The sequence below is a fragment of the Citrobacter braakii genome, from assembly GCF_002075345.1.
Lineage (GTDB): Bacteria > Pseudomonadota > Gammaproteobacteria > Enterobacterales > Enterobacteriaceae > Citrobacter > Citrobacter braakii.
Genome location: NZ_NAEW01000025.1, coordinates 21,270 through 38,713, shown reverse-complemented (window position 1 = coordinate 38,713; position 17,444 = coordinate 21,270). Strand labels below are relative to the sequence as shown.

The window sequence follows — 17,444 nt, the reverse complement described above, 5'->3', positions numbered from 1 at the left end:
TTAGGCCTGCCGCCAGCGTTCAATCTGAGCCATGATCAAACTCTTCAATTTAAGTTTGATGCTCGTGAATTAAACTTCGTAATGAATTACGTGTTCACTCAGAGACTTGGTATTCATTTTTCGTCTTGCGACGTTAAGAATCCGTATCTTCGAGTGCCCACACAGATTGTCTGATAAATTGTTAAAGAGCAGTTGCGACGCGCTTTAGCGCTCTGTCGCGAGGTGGCGTATATTACGCTTTCCTCTTTCAGAGTCAACCCTCATTTTCAGGTTTTTCTCTTCAACCGAACCGGCTGTTTGCGTGAAGTGATTCACATCCGCCGTGTCGATGGAGGCGCATTATAGGGATCCCATTTTTTAGCACAAGTATTTTTTGGATCTTTTTTGCTGAGTGCTTGTTTTTCACCCCTTTCGCTATATTCCTGCACAATTTGGCTGATTTTTGATAGCTAAATCACTTGCACAGTCTCGATAATCCAACCAAAGTCTTCATTACTGCTCTATTTTTGTTGAGGTAAACATGTCTGATGTATTACGTCCTTATAAGGATCTTTTCCCACAGATCGGAAAACGCGTGATGATCGACACCAGTAGCGTCGTCATTGGTGATACTCGTTTGGCTGATGACGTCGGGATTTGGCCGTTGGTTGCGATTCGTGGCGACGTCAACTATGTACAAATCGGCGCCCGTACAAACATTCAGGACGGCAGCGTTCTCCATGTCACACATAAATCCACATCTAATCCGCAAGGTAATCCATTGATCGTGGGTGAGGATGTGACGGTCGGTCATAAAGTCATGCTACACGGCTGCATCGTTGGCAACCGCGTATTGGTCGGTATGGGATCAATTTTATTGGACGGCGTAGTGGTAGAAGACGACGTTATGATTGGGGCAGGAAGCCTGGTGCCGCAAAACAAACGCCTGGAGAGTGGATATCTGTACCTGGGTAGCCCGGTTAAACAGATCCGGCCATTAAGTGACGAAGAGAAAGCAGGCTTAAAATACTCTGCTAACAACTACGTTAAATGGAAAGATGAGTATTTAAATCAGAGTAACCAAACCCAACCCTGAGAGTCTTCCTGCTGGTCCTGGATCAATGCTTCGGCCTCTTCTTCCAGGTCCCAGCGATGCTGTTGAAAGATTTCCAGCCATTGTTCAGGCGTGCAGCCGCCAAAGCGGGACGCCAACGTCTCCCCTGATATAGCGCATGTTAACTGCATACCATGGACCAACGCAGGGAAAACAACGGCGCTAATATCCGTCAGCCATTCTTCTCGATCGGGAAACTGGATCGCCTGATTCATGCCGACATTTCCTGTTGCATGCTTTTGATGACGGGCTCAATCTGTGGCAATACACCATGCCAGAGTAAAACGGCGTGCGCTGCTTGTCCCACCAGCATCCCCAGACCATCGGCATACTGTTTCGCCCCATGTTCAGCACACCAGGAAAGGAACGGTGTATTCCCTTGCTGATAAAACATGTCATAGCAATAGACAGAGGAGTGAATAAGCGATGTCGGAATGGCTGGTACCTCACCGCTAATTCCGCTAGATGTCGCATTAATAATTAAATCAAAACTGTAATTATCAAGATCGTCCATTCCCACCGCCTGCACGCTGCCGGTATGGGAGAAGATTTGTGCCAGTTCTTCTGCGCGCGAAGCAGTACGGTTAACGATGGTTACCGCACAATCCAGAGAAAGAAGAGGTAATAAAACCCCCCGGGATGCGCCACCGGCACCAATCAACAGAACTCGCGATCCGGGGCGAATGAAAGATAAACGTTCAAGATCGCTTAATAAGCCGATACCATCCGTGTTATCTCCCAGTAAACGCCCATCCTCAAGTCGTTTAAGAGTATTGACCGCTCCAGCAAGCGATGCCCGCTCCGTTAATTCATCGGCACGCGCAAACGCCTCTTCCTTAAAAGGCACAGTGACATTTGCCCCCTTCCCGCCTTCAGCAAAAAAGGCATTCAGCGTATTCACAAAATCATTGATAGGTGCCAGTACACGTCCATAGGAATGATCAATTTTCAACTGCTCTGCAAATTGCTGATGAATAAAGGGCGATTTACTGTGCGCTATCGGATTACCAAAAACAGCATAGGCTTCTTTCATATTACCCCTGTCGAAACTGTTCACCGGTCAGAGCATCACGGATCTCCGAAGGATTCAAACGCCCTCCGGTCTCCCCTTCAACTACGGGAAAGTCTGTACCAAACTGCGCGCGGACTTCCTCTACCGTTCTGCAAGGCGGTAAGCCACTCAAATTAGCACTGGTGGAGACTAACGGTTTGCCATAAGCCTGGCACAATGCAACCACCAGCGGATGATCGGTGACTCGCACGGCCAGCGAGTCAAAACGACCGGTCAACCAACGAGGCGTAGTCGCGGGCGCAGGGAAAACGAAGGTGACAGGACCAGGCCAGCGAGCGAACACAGCCTCACGTTGAGCATCTGAAAGCGTGCTATCGTCAATATAGGGCTTGAGCTGGTCAAAATTTGCCGCAATCAAAATTAAGCCTTTATCGACTGGGCGTTGTTTTAGCGCCAACAGACGGGTAACAGCCGTTTCGCTGTCGGGATCGCAGCCGACACCAAATACAGCTTCTGTTGGATAGGCGATGACTTTTTCTTGTTTCAGAACCGCTATCGCAGCAGCGATAGGGCCTGTGGGCAGGTTATTATTCACTTTTTTATTCCGCCGAGAACGGCTTTCCACATTGTTTACTGGCACAGAAATGCTTCACACCCTGCGCGGTTTTCTTTTCGATGAGTAGCGGATAATGGCACTCAGGACACTCTCCGGCTAACGGTTTGAAATTAATGACAAACTGGCACTCCGGATAGCGATCGCAGGAGTAAAACGTTTTGCCATAACGGGAACGCCGCTGGACCAGGTGGCCAGTCTGGCATTGAGGACAGACTATTGCTGTTTCATCTGGCTTGTCGATAAGTTCGGTGTGTTCACACGTTGGATAATCGCTGCATCCAATAAACATCCCGAATCTTCCCTGTCTCAGCACCAGCTCGGCGCCACATGCAGGACAAAGCTTACCCTCCAGAACTTTGACAATATGTCCGTCCGCGGAAGATTTCAACGGACGGATGTAATCGCATTCTGGATAGTGTGAACAACCGAGAAACGGACCGTGCTTCCCGGAACGAATAACCAGTTCAGCCCCGCATTGTGGGCAGGGCTCGTTTTTACGCACCGTAAACAGTGCTGATTTAGCCATAACAACTCATACTGAATAAAGATTGATTAATGCAGCATACCTTCATTCACTTCAAAGAGTAATTCTTCCATTTGCTGATAGGCATTTTCACAACCTGGAATATTGAAAAGCACCATCAGGATCACCCACTTCAGGTCTTCCAGATCGAACTCTGCCGTATCCAGCGCGAGTACGCGCTCAATGACCATTTCTCGTGTTTCGAGGTTTAGCACCTGAATCTGTTCCAGGAATAGCAGGAACCCTCTACAGCTTGCATCCAGTCGATCGCACTCTTCTGCGGTATAAATACGTATAGAAAGAGGATCAGATGCCAGCTGCATAGGTTCGGCAAGACCATCCTGATAATCAGCAAGCTTTTCCAGCCAAAGTAACGCGTTGTAGATGTCTTCACGATCAAAACCAGCGTCGGTAAGATCCCGTTCCAGTTTGTCCTGATCCACACGCAGCTCAGCTTCGTTATGGATATATGTCTCAAACAAATACATTAGTACGTCGAACATGGCATGCCCTCCTCAATCGGACATAGCCGCCGGGTACAGCTGCGATCCATCCTGCTAACTCCAGTTCGAGCAGTTGAGCCACTACCTCTGGCACAGGTTGGCCGGCACGTTCAGCGACGACGTCAACAGGTGTTACCTCATCTCCTACGTTAGCCAGGAGCTCCGGAAATGGCAATGCCACCTCTTCGTGATCTGGCGAATAAATTGATTTTTCAGGTTCATCTGGCAACCATTGCAGCCCATATTGCAAATTTTCCAGAATTTCTTCTGGGGCCGTCACAAGCGTGGCTCCCTGCTGAATAAGCCAATGTGGACCTTCACTTCCCGGACTCCCAATCGGTCCAGGCAACGCAAAAACCTCCCGCCCTTGTTCCAGTGCGCAACGCGCAGTGACCAGTGACCCGCTACGCTGAGCAGCTTCTACAACCAGGACTCCTTTACTTAGACCACTAATAATGCGATTTCGTCGGGGAAAATTGCGCGGCAAAGGAAGCGTATCTAATGGGAACTCAGACACCAGTACGCCTCCAGCCTCAATCAGTCGTTTAGCCAGACGGACATGCTGTCGTGGATGAATGGTCTCAAGCCCATTTCCCAGCACCGCAATACTCGTGCCCTCTCGGTTTATCGCAGCATTGTGCGCCACACCATCAATCCCCCGGGCCAGGCCGCTGGTGATCGTCACGCCGCATGCTGCAAGCTTTTCACAAAACAGCCGCCCCCAGCGTTCGCCATACCAGGAGTGCTGTCGGCTACCGACGACGGCAACCTGAAACGAGCTAAGGCATATGGGATTTCCTGCCACAAAAAGCACCCCAGGATAATCCTCAATTGCACGGAGCTGTGCCGGATAATGCTCGCTGTCGGCAACCACAAAATGATGGTTGGGCTGTTCAAGCCAGCGCAGCGTTTTTTCCAGCGTCTGATCTGGAAAGGTTAAAAAGCGCCGGGCCTGGCGGGGAGAGAGTCCAGCATGATGAAGTACCACGTTGTTAATACACGGCTGAGTATTGAGCCAGTGGGCAACGCGCACCATCTCATCACCATACAGTTCATTCACTTGTGCTAAACGTAGCCAAATCTCGATTTTGGTCATCCCTGTTCCCCTGCCACAAGCAGTCCTGGCAATCTTTGCGATTGGTCACTGATGCTGTCAATCAGAGGGGGTTTTGTCTAGAATAGAGGTAATAATCTTTTCAACTCCTGAACACAACTCTGGATAACTATGTCAGTTTTGCAAGTGTTACATATTCCGGACGAGCGCCTTCGCAAAGTCGCAAAACCGGTCGAAGAAGTGAATGCAGAAATTCAGCGTATCGTTGATGATATGTTCGAAACGATGTACGCCGAAGAAGGTATCGGTCTGGCAGCAACTCAGGTCGATATTCATCAGCGCATCATTGTTATTGATGTCTCTGAAAATCGCGACGAGCAGTTGGTACTCATTAACCCAGAGCTGCTGGAAAAAGACGGCGAAACAGGTATTGAAGAAGGCTGCCTGTCTATTCCCGAACAGCGTGCGTTAGTACCGCGCGCAGAGAAAGTAAAAATTCGTGCGCTCGATCGCAACGGCAAATCTTTTGAACTGGAAGCCGATGGCCTGCTGGCTATCTGCATTCAACATGAAATGGATCACCTGGTCGGTAAACTGTTTATCGATTATCTGTCTCCGTTGAAGCAACAACGCATTCGTCAGAAAGTTGAAAAACTCGACCGCCTGAACGCCCGAGCTTAAGGACAAGAATCAACGTGTCAGACTCACTACGTATTATTTTTGCGGGTACACCTGACTTTGCAGCGCGTCATCTCGACGCGCTGTTGTCTTCTGGACATAACGTCGTTGGCGTGTTTACCCAACCGGACCGTCCGGCGGGACGCGGTAAAAAGCTGATGCCCAGCCCGGTAAAAGTGCTGGCGGAAGAAAAAGGGATACCGGTTTTCCAACCCGTCTCTCTTCGTCCTCAGGAAAACCAGCAGCTGGTTGCTGATTTACGCGCAGACGTGATGGTAGTGGTAGCATATGGCCTGATACTGCCAAAAGCCGTACTGGAAATGCCGCGTCTGGGTTGTATCAACGTTCACGGTTCCCTGCTTCCACGCTGGCGTGGCGCAGCCCCAATCCAGCGCTCACTGTGGGCAGGCGACGCCGAAACTGGTGTGACCATCATGCAGATGGATGTTGGCCTCGACACCGGTGATATGCTGCTTAAGCTGTCCTGCCCGATAACTGCAGAAGATACCAGCGGTTCGTTATACGATAAGCTGGCAGATTTAGGACCTCAGGGGCTGATTGAAACGCTAAAACAGCTGGCGGCTGGCACCATAAAACCCGTTGTACAAGATGAATCACTGGTTACGCATGCAGAAAAACTCAGCAAAGAAGAGGCCCGTATCGACTGGTCGCTTTCAGCCGCTCAGTTGGAACGCTGCATCCGCGCCTTTAACCCGTGGCCAATGAGTTGGCTTGAAATCGACGGCCAGCCAGTGAAAGTCTGGCAAGCTACGGTTATTACAGCGAACACACAGGCCGCACCAGGCACTATTCTTGAGGCGACAAAACAGGGTATCCAGGTCGCAACGGGCGACGGCATCCTGAATCTCGTCTCTTTGCAACCTGCCGGTAAAAAAGCCATGAGCGCGCAGGATCTGCTTAATTCGCGCCGGGAATGGTTTGTACCCGGTAACCGTCTGGTATGACGGTTCATCTCGTTAAGCCCGGTATCTCCGGGCATTTTTATTTTTGCGCTTATGAAAAAACATCTTAATTTACGCAGTATGGCGGCCCAGGCCGTCGAACAGGTTGTCGAAAAGGGACAATCATTAAGCAACGTGCTGCCCGCCATGCAGCAAAAAGTTGCCGATAAAGACAAAGCACTGTTGCAGGAGCTTTGCTTCGGCGTGTTGCGTACACTCTCCCAACTGGAGTGGATGATCCAGCAGTTGATGGAACGTCCAATGACGGGCAAACAGCGCACCGTTCACTATCTGATCATGGTGGGCTTCTACCAACTGCTGCATACTCGTATTCCACCGCATGCTGCTTTGGCAGAGACCGTAGAAGGTGCAGTCGTTATTAAGCGTCCGCAGCTTAAAGGGCTGATCAACGGCGTGCTGCGCCAGTTTCAGCGCCGTCAAGAAGAGCTACTGGCTGAATTCTCTCAAAGCGATTTACGTTTCTTACACCCCTCCTGGCTGGTGAAACGTATTAAGACCGCTTATCCGCAGCAGTGGGAAGCCATTCTTGAAGCCAATAACCAGCGACCGCCGATGTGGTTACGTGTCAATCGTAACCATCATACGCGCGATGCCTGGCTGGACCTGCTGACCGAAGCGGGATTAACCGGTTTCCCGCATCCAGATTACCCGGATGCAGTGCGTCTGGAAACGCCAGCTCCTGTGCACGCCCTCCCAGGTTTTGATGAAGGCTGGGTAACCGTCCAGGATGCTTCCGCTCAAGGATGCATAAACTATCTGTTGCCGGAGGACGGTGAACAGATCCTCGACCTATGCTGTGCGCCGGGGGGCAAAACCACTCACATTCTGGAAGTTGCTCCGCACGCTAACGTAATGGCTGTCGATGTTGATGAAAAACGCTTATCGCGCGTTTTCGACAATCTAAAACGTCTGGGTATGAAGGCAACCGTAAAACAGGGTGATGGCCGCTATCCACAGCAGTGGTGCGGTGAACAACAGTTTGACCGTATTTTGCTGGACGCTCCGTGTTCTGCCACCGGAGTGATCCGTCGCCATCCGGATATCAAATGGCTACGTCGCGACCGGGATATTGCTGAACTTGCCCAGTTGCAGGCTGAAATCCTGAATGCAACCTGGCCACATCTTAAACCTGGCGGCACGCTGGTTTATGCAACCTGCTCTATCCTGCCAGAAGAAAACCAACAGCAAATTGCCGCCTTCCTTGCGCGCACGCCAGATGCGGTATTAAGCGTAACCGGTACGCCGGAAAAACCTGGACGTCAGAATTTACCGAGTGCGGAAGATGGTGATGGCTTCTTTTACGCTAAGCTAATCAAAAAGTGATGAGATAACGGGTCGCGACTGATGAAAATTATCATTCTGGGCGCAGGGCAAGTTGGCGGTACGCTGGCTGAAAACCTGGTCGGAGAGAACAACGATATCACGGTAGTCGATACCAATGGTGAGCGCCTGCGTAGCCTGCAGGACAAGTTTGATCTCCGTGTCGTGCAAGGGCATGGTTCGCATCCCCGCGTTCTACGTGAAGCCGGTGCTGACGATGCCGATATGCTGGTTGCCGTAACCAGCTCAGATGAAACAAATATGGTTGCCTGCCAGGTAGCTTATTCACTGTTTAACACGCCTAATCGTATCGCTCGTATTCGTTCACCGGATTACGTTCGTGATGCGGACAAGCTATTTCAATCTGATGCGGTGCCTATCGATCACCTGATTGCGCCTGAGCAACTGGTTATCGATAGCATTTATCGCCTGATTGAATATCCGGGCGCATTGCAGGTAGTGAATTTTGCCGAAGGAAAAGTCAGCCTGGCCGTGGTGAAAGCCTATTACGGTGGGCCGCTGATTGGTAATGCGCTGTCGACAATGCGTGAGCATATGCCGCACATCGATACCCGCGTTGCGGCGATTTTCCGTCATGACCGACCGATCCGTCCGCAAGGTTCTACCATTGTTGAAGCGGGTGATGAAGTTTTCTTCATCGCGGCCTCGCAGCATATTCGCGCCGTAATGAGCGAATTACAGCGTCTGGAAAAGCCTTACAAACGCATTATGTTAGTGGGCGGTGGTAATATTGGCGCCGGGCTGGCACGGCGACTAGAAAAAGATTACAGCGTCAAACTGATTGAACGTAATCAACAGCGCGCATCCGAGCTTGCAGAGAAACTGCAAAATACGATCGTCTTTTTTGGTGATGCCTCGGATCAAGAGCTGCTGGCGGAAGAACATATCGATCAGGTTGATCTGTTCATTGCGGTAACCAACGATGATGAAGCGAATATCATGTCGGCGATGCTTGCCAAACGGATGGGCGCCAAGAAAGTGATGGTGTTGATCCAACGCAGAGCATACGTCGATCTGGTACAAGGCAGCGTGATCGATATTGCGATTTCACCGCAGCAGGCAACCATCTCTGCGCTGCTCAGTCATGTGCGTAAAGCGGATATTGTTGGTGTATCTTCACTGCGCCGTGGCGTCGCGGAAGCCATTGAAGCCGTTGCACACGGTGATGAAACGACGTCACGGGTTGTGGGTCGCTCAATTGATGAAATTAAACTTCCACCAGGAACCATTATTGGCGCCGTTGTGCGTGGTAACGATGTGATGATTGCCAATGATAACCTGCGTATTGAACAGGGCGATCACGTAATTATGTTCCTGACAGATAAAAAGTTTATTACCGACGTCGAGCGACTATTCCAGCCAAGTCCGTTCTTCCTGTAATAATTTGGGCGCTGAAACTGCGCCTAAGTTATTTCCCTTTATTTTTCATGGTTTAATAAATTTCTATTTAGGTAATACATAAATGGAAATTGCCTAAACATTTGTTAAACTTATAAACGTCAGCTGCATAGGGAGAATAAGATGAGCATTATTAAAGAATTTCGCGAATTCGCGATGCGCGGGAATGTTGTCGATTTGGCAGTGGGTGTCATTATTGGTGCGGCATTTGGGAAGATTGTTTCATCACTGGTTGCCGATATCATCATGCCGCCGCTGGGGTTGTTAATTGGTGGAATTGATTTTAAACAGTTTGCTTTAACACTACGTGATGCACAGGGAGATATCCCTGCAGTCGTTATGCATTACGGTGTATTTATTCAGAATATCTTTGATTTCGTTATTGTTGCGTTTGCTATCTTTATGGCAATCAAGCTGATCAACAAACTGAACCGTAAAAAAGCGGAAGAGCCAGCAGCACCGCCGGCGCCATCGAAAGAAGAAGTATTGCTGAGTGAAATTCGTGACCTGCTGAAAGAACAGAATAACCGCTCTTAAGCACTCACTGAAACAAGAAGGCCAGTGGTAAAAAAGTGAATGACTTTCTTGCCACTGGCCTCCCAGTTACCCCGATTACCATGTTTACCTTTACGTAGATAACTTCCTTTCCCTTTCTTATTTTTCTCAACGCGCTGCCTGAACAGTGGGTCATGTAGAAGCGCCTCAATGGCGTTATCTTTTATCTGCCCTTTAGTGTGCTGATAACGACTCATAATACCTCCGGTTGTCGTAATTTACGCCGCGAGTGTAGACCTGACCGTTCAATAAATCAACAGCCTGATGGTGATCCACTGGCGCCTTGCTCAAGTGCTTCAAGGATAGAGCAGTACACACTGCTGTGTGCCTTGCCACAACACGCGTCATTCAATCGCTGCAGCGACCGTTGCATCGCCTGAAGCTCAGCTATTCTCGCTTCCACTTCCTGCAATCTTTCCTGGACGATCCCTTTTGATTCCTGGCAGGTATGGTGTTCGGGATCGATGCGGATCGAAAGCAGTTCGCGGATCGATTCCAGAGTGAAACCAAGCTGACGGGCATAGCGAATAAACTTTAGACGCTGAAGATCGCTTTCCGTATAGAGACGAAACCCGCCTTCTGTACGTATTTCATGTTCCATCATCTGCTGCTTTTCATAGTAGCGGATAGTATCAGGCGTCACGTCAGCCAGTTTCGCTAATTCACCAATACGGTACATGCTATCTCCGCTATTCGTCGTTGATCTTCTGCAGCAGCTTACCTGCGTATTCACCGTGTAAAAACTCGGTGCTGAGTCCAGCCTGCCGAAGTTTCAGTTCCAGTAGTGACAGTCTTCGACTCACTTCCTGATAATGGGGATCATCTTTGCGGATCTCTGCAAGTATTTCAAGCAGTTGTATTGCCTCTCTGCGCTGCTCAAGCTCAGGAGGAAGACATCCCGCATTTTTTAATAAACGGAATCCGGCTCGAAGTTCCGGCGGAATGTGGGAATCATCGTCAAGAACCAACGGTTCTCCTGTACCAGGCAAACCATCAAACTCACCTTTAGACTGCGCATCAGTAATATGGCGCTCTGCCCACTGGTCCAGTAACCACATACAACACTCCAGTGATGAACAAAAAGAGTACAGATATTGTAGGTAAGTGGGGATATGACGGATATAAAAAAACCCGCCGAGGCGGGTTTTTTTACGTTACTACAGATTACTCTGCAGCAGCTTCTGTTTTCTCTGAACGATCAACCAGCTCGATGTATGCCATCGGCGCGTTGTCGCCTGCACGGAAGCCACACTTCAGAATGCGAGTGTAACCACCGGCGCGGCTCGCGAAACGCGGGCCCAGTTCGTTAAACAGTTTTGCCACGATCTCGTTATCACGAGTACGGGCGAATGCCAGACGACGATTAGCTACGCTATCAGTCTTGGCAAGAGTAATCAGCGGCTCAACTACGCGACGCAGCTCTTTCGCTTTCGGCAGAGTCGTCTTGATGATTTCATGACGAACCAGTGAACCTGCCATATTGCGGAACATAGCCTGGCGATGGCTGCTGTTGCGGTTCAGTTGACGACCACTCTTACGATGGCGCATGACCTTATCCTTCTCAGTAAAACCTTAACCTGTGATCCGGTTACTCGTCAGCGATGCTTGCCGGTGGCCAGTTTTCCAGGCGCATGCCCAGAGACAGTCCACGGGAAGCCAGCACGTCTTTAATCTCAGTAAGAGATTTTTTACCAAGGTTAGGCGTCTTAAGAAGCTCAACCTCAGTACGCTGTACCAGATCACCGATATAGTGGATAGCTTCTGCTTTGAGGCAGTTAGCAGAGCGGACAGTCAATTCCAGATCGTCAACAGGGCGCAGCAGGATCGGATCGAATTCTGGTTTCTCTTCTTTAACTTCCGGCTGACGTACATCACGTAAGTCAACGAAAGCTTCAAGTTGTTCAGCCAGAATGGTTGCCGCACGACGAATCGCCTCTTCAGGATCGATTGTGCCGTTGGTTTCCATTTCGATGACCAGCTTGTCCAGGTCGGTACGCTGTTCTACACGCGCTGCTTCAACATTGTAGGCAATACGCTCTACAGGGCTGTAGCATGCGTCGACCAGCAGACGGCCGATTGGGCGCTCATCTTCTTCCGAATGAATTCGGGTAGAAGCCGGCACATAACCACGACCGCGCTGAACTTTGATACGCATGCTAATAGATGCATTCTCATCGGTCAGGTGGCAGATCACGTGCTGTGGCTTGACGATTTCGACATCACCATCATGGGTAATGTCGGCTGCAGTCACAGGGCCAATGCCAGATTTATTCAAGGTAAGAATAACGTCATCTTTACCCTGAACTCTCACCGCCAGCCCTTTCAGGTTGAGCAGGATTTCCAGGATATCTTCCTGAACGCCTTCTTTGGTGCTGTACTCATGTAGTACACCATCAATCTCAACCTCGGTCACCGCGCAACCCGGCATCGATGAGAGCAGAATACGGCGCAGTGCGTTACCCAAAGTATGGCCAAAGCCACGCTCTAAAGGCTCAAGGGTCACCTTGGCGTGCGTCGAACTCACTTGCTCGATATCTACCAGGCGCGGTTTTAGAAACTCTGTCACAGAACCCTGCATTGTGTCCTCTCTTTGGTACTAAGCTTTACTTGGAGTAAAGCTCGACGATCAGGTGTTCGTTAATGTCCGCAGACAGATCAGAACGCTCCGGCTTACGCTTGAACGTACCTTCCATCTTGCCAGCATCAACTTCCAGCCAGGTTGGCTTTTCACGCTGCTCAGCCAGCTCCAGAGCGGCTTTCACGCGAGACTGCTTCTTCGCTTTCTCACGAATGCTAACAACGTCATTCGGACTAACCTGATAAGAAGCGATGTTAACAACACGACCGTTTACCATAATTGCTTTATGGCTGACCAGCTGACGTGCTTCTGCACGAGTGGCACCGAAGCCCATACGGTATACAACGTTGTCCAGACGACCTTCCAGCAGACCCAACAGGTTTTCACCGGTGTTGCCTTTCAGACGTGCTGCTTCTTTGTAGTAGTTACGGAACTGACGCTCCAGCACACCGTAGATACGGCGAACTTTTTGCTTTTCACGCAACTGCACACCATAGTCAGACAGACGCGGTTTACGCGCACCGTGCTGGCCAGGAGCTTGTTCAATTTTACACTTGGTATCGATCGCGCGAACGCCAGACTTAAGGAATAAGTCAGTGCCCTCACGACGGCTCAGCTTGAGCTTAGGACCCAAATATCTTGCCATTTTCTTTCTCCAACAATCCTAGAAACGACAGCGTTATACGCGACGTTTTTTCGGCGGACGACAACCGTTATGAGGGATCGGAGTCACATCAGTAATATTAGTGATGCGGAAACCAGCGGCGTTCAGAGCACGAACAGTAGATTCGCGACCTGGACCCGGTCCTTTGACCATAACTTCCAGATTCTTGATACCGTATTCTTTTACGGCTTCAGCGCAACGCTCTGCTGCAACCTGAGCTGCAAACGGAGTGGATTTGCGAGAACCACGGAAACCGGAACCACCGGCTGTTGCCCAACCCAGTGCGTTACCCTGACGATCAGTAATGGTAACGATGGTGTTGTTAAAAGAAGCATGGATATGAGCCACGCCGTCAGAGACTTGTTTTCTTACACGTTTACGTGCACGAATTGGTGCCTTTGCCATTATTCAATCACCCCGATTATTTCTTGATCGGTTTGCGCGGACCCTTACGGGTACGTGCGTTGGTCTTGGTACGCTGACCGCGAACCGGGAGACCACGACGATGACGCAAACCGCGATAGCAACCAAGGTCCATAAGGCGCTTGATGCTCATGCTAACTTCACGGCGCAGATCACCTTCAACGACAAATTTGGCAACTTCGTCACGCAGCGTGTCGATTTGTTCTTCAGACAGCTCACTGATCTTAACATCTTCAGCGATACCCGCGGCAGCCAGAATGGCTTTAGAACGGGTCTTGCCGACGCCGTAGATCGAAGTTAATGCGATCACAGCATGTTTCTGATCAGGAATGTTAATGCCTGCTATACGGGCCACTATGCACTCCTACTATTTAATATGTACGCACCATGCTGAAAAGCCCGTTTTCAGGATACTCAAATGGAAACGCACAGACATACAAAAGATTGGCTGGCTAATCTAGCCAGCTCAACCCAACTTTGCAAGAAAAATATGCGAATAAATCAGCCTTGGCGCTGTTTATGCTTCGGCTCGGCACTGCAAATCACACGGATGACACCATCACGCTTAACGATTTTGCAGTTACGGCATAATTTCTTGACGGAAGCACGAACTTTCATTTTTACTCTCCGTAACTTCTCGGGCGACTGTTAACGGCCGTAGCCTTTCAGATTCGCCTTCTTCAATGCAGACTCGTACTGACTTGACATCATCAGAGTTTGCACTTGAGCCATAAAGTCCATAATCACGACAACAACGATAAGCAGTGAGGTCCCACCGAAGTAGAACGGTACTTTCATTGCATCACGCATGAACTCCGGGATCAGGCAGATAAAGGTAATGTAGAGCGCACCAACCAGAGTCAGGCGGGTCATTACTTTATCGATATACTTCGCCGTTTGCTCTCCCGGACGAATTCCTGGTACAAATGCACCGGACTTCTTCAGGTTATCTGCTGTTTCACGCGGGTTGAAAACCAACGCCGTGTAGAAGAAACAGAAGAATATGATTGCAGACGCATAGAGTAACACATAAAGCGGTTGCCCAGGCTGCAAATACAGCGAAATTGTTGTCAGCCAGTTCCAACCAGTCCCGCCCCCGAACCATGACGCGATGGTCGCTGGGAACAGAATAATACTGGAAGCGAAGATTGCCGGGATTACCCCCGCCATATTCACTTTCAGCGGTAAATGTGTGCTCTGTGCAGCATAGACACGACGACCTTGCTGACGTTTCGCGTAGTTTACCACAATGCGGCGTTGACCACGCTCAACAAATACAACAAAGAACGTCACTGCAAATACTAATACTGCAACCAACAGCAACACGAGGAAGTGCAGGTCGCCTTGACGCGCTTGCTCGATAGTATGGGCAATGGCTGGCGGGAGTCCCGCGACAATACCGGCGAAGATAATGATTGAGATACCGTTGCCGATACCACGTTCAGTAATCTGTTCGCCCAACCACATCAGGAACATCGTCCCTGTAACCAGACTTACAACAGCGGTGAAATAGAATGCAAAGCCTGGATTCATTACCAGGCCCTGCATACCAGGCATATTCGGCAGACCGGTAGCAATACCGATCGACTGGAATATTGCCAGCACCAGAGTACCGTAGCGGGTGTACTGGCTGATCTTACGACGACCAGACTCCCCTTCTTTCTTAATTTCTGCCAGCGTTGGATGAACCACCGTCAGCAGCTGGATAATAATCGACGCCGAAATATACGGCATGATCCCCAGAGCAAAGATAGAAGCACGGCTGAGAGCACCACCAGAGAACATGTTAAACATTTCAATGATGGTGCCTCGCTGTTGCTCAAGCAGTTTGGCAAGTACAGCGGCATCAATACCAGGGATCGGAATGAAAGAGCCAATACGGAACACAATCAGCGCGCCGATTACAAACAGCAGTCTGCGTTTCAGCTCGCCTAAGCCACCTTTGGCACTTTGAAAATCTAATCCCGGTTGTTTAGCCATCTGCTACTTATTCCTCGATTTTACCGCCAGCAGCTTCGATAGCAGCACGAGCGCCTTTAGTAACACGCAGGCCACGAACAGTTACCGGAGTAGTGACTTCACCAGCCAGAATCACTTTCGCGAACTCGATCTGGATACCGATAATGTTAGCTGCTTTCAGCGTGTTCAGGTCTACAACACCGCCTTCAACTTTAGCCAGGTCAGACAGACGAACTTCGGCTGTAATCGCTGCTTTACGTGAAGTGAAGCCGAATTTCGGCAGACGACGGTACAGAGGCATCTGACCACCCTCGAAACCGCGACGTACGCCACCGCCAGAACGAGACTTCTGACCTTTGTGACCACGACCACCGGTTTTACCGAGGCCAGAACCGATACCACGACCCAGGCGGCGAGCCGCTTTTTTAGAGCCTTCGGCCGGAGACAGAGTATTTAAACGCATCTCTTACTCCTCAACTTTAACCATGAAGGAAACCGCGTTGACCATACCACGAACAGCAGGAGTATCCTCGCGCTCTACGGTGTGACCAATACGACGCAGACCCAGGCCAAGCAGCGTTGCCTTATGTTTCGGCAGACGACCGATTGCACTGCGGGTTTGAGTAATTTTAATAGTCTTTGCCATGGTTTATTTCCCCAGAATTTCTTCAACGGATTTACCACGCTTGGCAGCGACCATTTCCGGAGATTTCATATTTTCCAGGCCATCGATAGTTGCACGAACCACGTTAATCGGGTTAGTAGAACCATACGCTTTAGCCAGAACGTTACGAACTCCAGCGACTTCCAGAACGGCGCGCATTGCACCACCGGCGATGATACCGGTACCTTCGGAAGCCGGCTGCATGAATACACGAGAACCCGTGTGAGTACCCTTAACCGGGTGCTGCAGGGTGCCGTGGTTCAGCGCGACGTTAATCATATTGCGACGGGCTTTTTCCATCGCTTTCTGGATCGCTGCTGGAACTTCACGCGCTTTACCGTAACCAAAACCAACGCGACCGTTACCATCACCAACTACAGTCAGAGCTGTGAAGGAGAAAATACGACCACCTTTAACGGTTTTAGATACGCGGTTAACCGCGATCAGCTTTTCCTGCAGTTCGCCAGCTTGTTTTTCGATGTGAGCCATCTTACACCTCTACCTTAGAACTGAAGGCCAGCTTCACGGGCAGCATCTGCCAGTGCCTGGACACGACCATGATATTGGAACCCGGAACGGTCAAAAGAAACATCTTTGATGCCTTTTTCCAGAGCGCGTTCAGCAACAGCTTTACCTACAGCTGCAGCAGCGTCTTTGTTACCGGTGTACTTCAATTGTTCAGCGATAGCTTTTTCTACAGTAGAAGCAGCTACCAGAACTTCAGAACCGTTCGGTGCAATTACCTGTGCGTAAATATGACGCGGGGTACGATGTACCACCAGGCGAGTTGCGCCCAGCTCCTGGAGCTTGCGGCGTGCGCGGGTCGCACGACGGATACGAGCAGATTTCTTATCCATAGTGTTACCTTACTTCTTCTTAGCCTCTTTGGTACGCACGACTTCGTCGGCGTAACGAACACCCTTGCCTTTATAAGGCTCAGGACGACGGTAGGCGCGCAGATCTGCTGCAACCTGACCGATCAGCTGTTTATCAGCGCCTTTCAGCACGATTTCAGTCTGAGACGGACATTCTGCAGTAATACCCGCAGGCAGCTGATGGTCAACAGGGTGAGAGAAACCTAAAGCCAGGTTTACTACATTCCCTTTAACCGCTGCACGATAACCTACACCAACCAGCTGTAGCTTCTTAGTGAAGCCTTCGGTAACACCGACAACCATTGCATTCAGCAGGGCACGCGCGGTACCAGCCTGAGCCCATCCATCTGCGTAACCATCACGCGGACCGAAGGTCAGTGCATTATCTGCATGATTAACTGCAACAGCATCGTTGAGAGTACGAGTCAGCTCGCCGTTTTTACCTTTGATCGTAATAACCTGACCGTTGATTTTTACATCAACGCCGGCAGGAATAACGACCGGTGCTTTAGCAACACGAGACAT

27 protein-coding genes are annotated in these 17,444 nt (G+C 50.0%); 6 read left to right on the top strand and 21 right to left on the bottom strand.

From position 1 onward, the window contains the following. The first annotated feature begins 520 nt into the window (after positions 1–520). Positions 521–1,075, top strand: coding sequence for a gamma carbonic anhydrase family protein (locus BZK42_RS25350; RefSeq protein WP_016154733.1), 555 nt, complete (start codon positions 521–523; stop codon positions 1,073–1,075). Here the strand turns inward: BZK42_RS25350 and BZK42_RS25345 are convergent. The 6 genes from BZK42_RS25345 to dprA are packed head-to-tail and all read right to left on the bottom strand — an operon-like array spanning position 1,051 to position 4,843. Continuing rightward, positions 1,051–1,308: a DUF1488 family protein gene (locus tag BZK42_RS25345; RefSeq protein WP_019078185.1), complete on the bottom strand. Its 258-nt coding sequence runs from the start codon at positions 1,306–1,308 to the stop codon at positions 1,051–1,053. The genes BZK42_RS25350 and BZK42_RS25345 overlap by 25 nt on opposite strands. Beyond that, positions 1,305–2,126: a shikimate dehydrogenase gene (gene aroE, locus BZK42_RS25340; RefSeq protein WP_053388934.1), complete on the bottom strand. Its 822-nt coding sequence runs from the start codon at positions 2,124–2,126 to the stop codon at positions 1,305–1,307. The genes BZK42_RS25345 and aroE overlap by 4 nt, the downstream gene beginning before the upstream one ends. Position 2,127: 1 nt before the next feature. Beyond that, positions 2,128–2,700 carry an L-threonylcarbamoyladenylate synthase type 1 TsaC gene (gene tsaC, locus BZK42_RS25335; protein ID WP_019078184.1) on the bottom strand — a complete coding sequence of 191 codons (573 nt, stop codon included), beginning with the start codon at positions 2,698–2,700 and terminating at the stop codon, positions 2,128–2,130. Between the two features lie 4 nt (positions 2,701–2,704). After that, positions 2,705–3,247: a DNA topoisomerase family protein gene (locus BZK42_RS25330; protein WP_016154737.1), complete on the bottom strand. Its 543-nt coding sequence runs from the start codon at positions 3,245–3,247 to the stop codon at positions 2,705–2,707. Between the two features lie 26 nt (positions 3,248–3,273). After that, positions 3,274–3,747 (bottom strand): DUF494 family protein Smg, encoded by a 474-nt coding sequence (gene smg, locus BZK42_RS25325; RefSeq protein WP_003031162.1) that lies wholly within the window; start codon positions 3,745–3,747, stop codon positions 3,274–3,276. Beyond that, complete coding sequence (gene dprA / locus BZK42_RS25320; protein ID WP_080860798.1) at positions 3,719–4,843, bottom strand: DNA-protecting protein DprA; 1,125 nt, start codon at positions 4,841–4,843, stop codon at positions 3,719–3,721. Before dprA ends, smg begins: the two co-directional genes overlap by 29 nt. A gap of 129 nt (positions 4,844–4,972) precedes the next feature. On the opposite strand from dprA, the gene def reads away from it, so the two are divergent. From def to mscL, 5 genes are all read left to right on the top strand, one after another. Further along, positions 4,973–5,482: a peptide deformylase gene (def, locus tag BZK42_RS25315; protein ID WP_003031159.1), complete on the top strand. Its 510-nt coding sequence runs from the start codon at positions 4,973–4,975 to the stop codon at positions 5,480–5,482. A gap of 14 nt (positions 5,483–5,496) precedes the next feature. Continuing rightward, positions 5,497–6,444, top strand: coding sequence for a methionyl-tRNA formyltransferase (gene fmt / locus BZK42_RS25310; protein ID WP_047501513.1), 948 nt, complete (start codon positions 5,497–5,499; stop codon positions 6,442–6,444). 51 nt (positions 6,445–6,495) lie between these two features. Further along, positions 6,496–7,785, top strand: a complete 1,290-nt coding sequence (rsmB, locus tag BZK42_RS25305; protein ID WP_016154741.1) for a 16S rRNA (cytosine(967)-C(5))-methyltransferase RsmB — start codon at positions 6,496–6,498, stop codon at positions 7,783–7,785. A gap of 21 nt (positions 7,786–7,806) precedes the next feature. Then, positions 7,807–9,183 (top strand): Trk system potassium transporter TrkA, encoded by a 1,377-nt coding sequence (gene trkA / locus BZK42_RS25300; protein ID WP_003031153.1) that lies wholly within the window; start codon positions 7,807–7,809, stop codon positions 9,181–9,183. 141 nt (positions 9,184–9,324) lie between these two features. Next, positions 9,325–9,738 carry a large-conductance mechanosensitive channel protein MscL gene (gene mscL / locus BZK42_RS25295; RefSeq protein ID WP_016154742.1) on the top strand — a complete coding sequence of 138 codons (414 nt, stop codon included), beginning with the start codon at positions 9,325–9,327 and terminating at the stop codon, positions 9,736–9,738. Here the strand turns inward: mscL and arfA are convergent. The 15 genes from arfA to rplF form a co-directional block, all read right to left on the bottom strand. Next, positions 9,735–9,953: an alternative ribosome-rescue factor ArfA gene (arfA, locus tag BZK42_RS25290; RefSeq protein WP_016157605.1), complete on the bottom strand. Its 219-nt coding sequence runs from the start codon at positions 9,951–9,953 to the stop codon at positions 9,735–9,737. The genes mscL and arfA overlap by 4 nt on opposite strands. Positions 9,954–10,009: 56 nt before the next feature. Then, positions 10,010–10,435, bottom strand: a complete 426-nt coding sequence (gene zntR, locus BZK42_RS25285; RefSeq protein ID WP_016154744.1) for a Zn(2+)-responsive transcriptional regulator — start codon at positions 10,433–10,435, stop codon at positions 10,010–10,012. Between the two features lie 10 nt (positions 10,436–10,445). Next, entirely contained in the window at positions 10,446–10,814 is a 369-nt protein-coding gene (locus BZK42_RS25280; protein ID WP_080860797.1) for a DnaJ family domain-containing protein, read from the bottom strand. Positions 10,815–10,920: 106 nt separating this feature from the next. Continuing rightward, positions 10,921–11,304 carry a 50S ribosomal protein L17 gene (gene rplQ / locus BZK42_RS25275; protein WP_001216370.1) on the bottom strand — a complete coding sequence of 128 codons (384 nt, stop codon included), beginning with the start codon at positions 11,302–11,304 and terminating at the stop codon, positions 10,921–10,923. A gap of 40 nt (positions 11,305–11,344) precedes the next feature. Continuing rightward, positions 11,345–12,334 (bottom strand): DNA-directed RNA polymerase subunit alpha, encoded by a 990-nt coding sequence (locus tag BZK42_RS25270; protein WP_003031139.1) that lies wholly within the window; start codon positions 12,332–12,334, stop codon positions 11,345–11,347. Between the two features lie 25 nt (positions 12,335–12,359). After that, on the bottom strand, positions 12,360–12,980 hold the full coding sequence (gene rpsD / locus BZK42_RS25265) for a 30S ribosomal protein S4 (protein WP_003031138.1): 621 nt from the start codon (positions 12,978–12,980) through the stop codon (positions 12,360–12,362). A gap of 33 nt (positions 12,981–13,013) precedes the next feature. Next, a complete protein-coding gene (rpsK, locus tag BZK42_RS25260; RefSeq protein ID WP_003031137.1) occupies positions 13,014–13,403 on the bottom strand; it encodes a 30S ribosomal protein S11 in 390 nt (129 codons plus the stop codon). Between the two features lie 16 nt (positions 13,404–13,419). Next, positions 13,420–13,776: a 30S ribosomal protein S13 gene (gene rpsM / locus BZK42_RS25255; protein ID WP_003031135.1), complete on the bottom strand. Its 357-nt coding sequence runs from the start codon at positions 13,774–13,776 to the stop codon at positions 13,420–13,422. Positions 13,777–13,922: 146 nt separating this feature from the next. Next, a complete protein-coding gene (rpmJ, locus tag BZK42_RS25250; protein WP_000868187.1) occupies positions 13,923–14,039 on the bottom strand; it encodes a 50S ribosomal protein L36 in 117 nt (38 codons plus the stop codon). Between the two features lie 30 nt (positions 14,040–14,069). Beyond that, on the bottom strand, positions 14,070–15,401 hold the full coding sequence (gene secY / locus BZK42_RS25245; protein WP_001118864.1) for a preprotein translocase subunit SecY: 1,332 nt from the start codon (positions 15,399–15,401) through the stop codon (positions 14,070–14,072). 7 nt (positions 15,402–15,408) lie between these two features. Further along, positions 15,409–15,843, bottom strand: coding sequence for a 50S ribosomal protein L15 (gene rplO / locus BZK42_RS25240; RefSeq protein WP_003031132.1), 435 nt, complete (start codon positions 15,841–15,843; stop codon positions 15,409–15,411). A 3-nt stretch (positions 15,844–15,846) separates the two neighbouring features. Next, on the bottom strand, positions 15,847–16,026 hold the full coding sequence (gene rpmD, locus BZK42_RS25235; RefSeq protein ID WP_001140434.1) for a 50S ribosomal protein L30: 180 nt from the start codon (positions 16,024–16,026) through the stop codon (positions 15,847–15,849). 3 nt (positions 16,027–16,029) lie between these two features. Next, positions 16,030–16,533 carry a 30S ribosomal protein S5 gene (gene rpsE / locus BZK42_RS25230; protein ID WP_003031131.1) on the bottom strand — a complete coding sequence of 168 codons (504 nt, stop codon included), beginning with the start codon at positions 16,531–16,533 and terminating at the stop codon, positions 16,030–16,032. A gap of 14 nt (positions 16,534–16,547) precedes the next feature. Next, entirely contained in the window at positions 16,548–16,901 is a 354-nt protein-coding gene (gene rplR, locus BZK42_RS25225; RefSeq protein ID WP_000358960.1) for a 50S ribosomal protein L18, read from the bottom strand. 9 nt (positions 16,902–16,910) lie between these two features. Next, positions 16,911–17,444 (bottom strand): 50S ribosomal protein L6, encoded by a 534-nt coding sequence (gene rplF / locus BZK42_RS25220; protein WP_003031129.1) that lies wholly within the window; start codon positions 17,442–17,444, stop codon positions 16,911–16,913.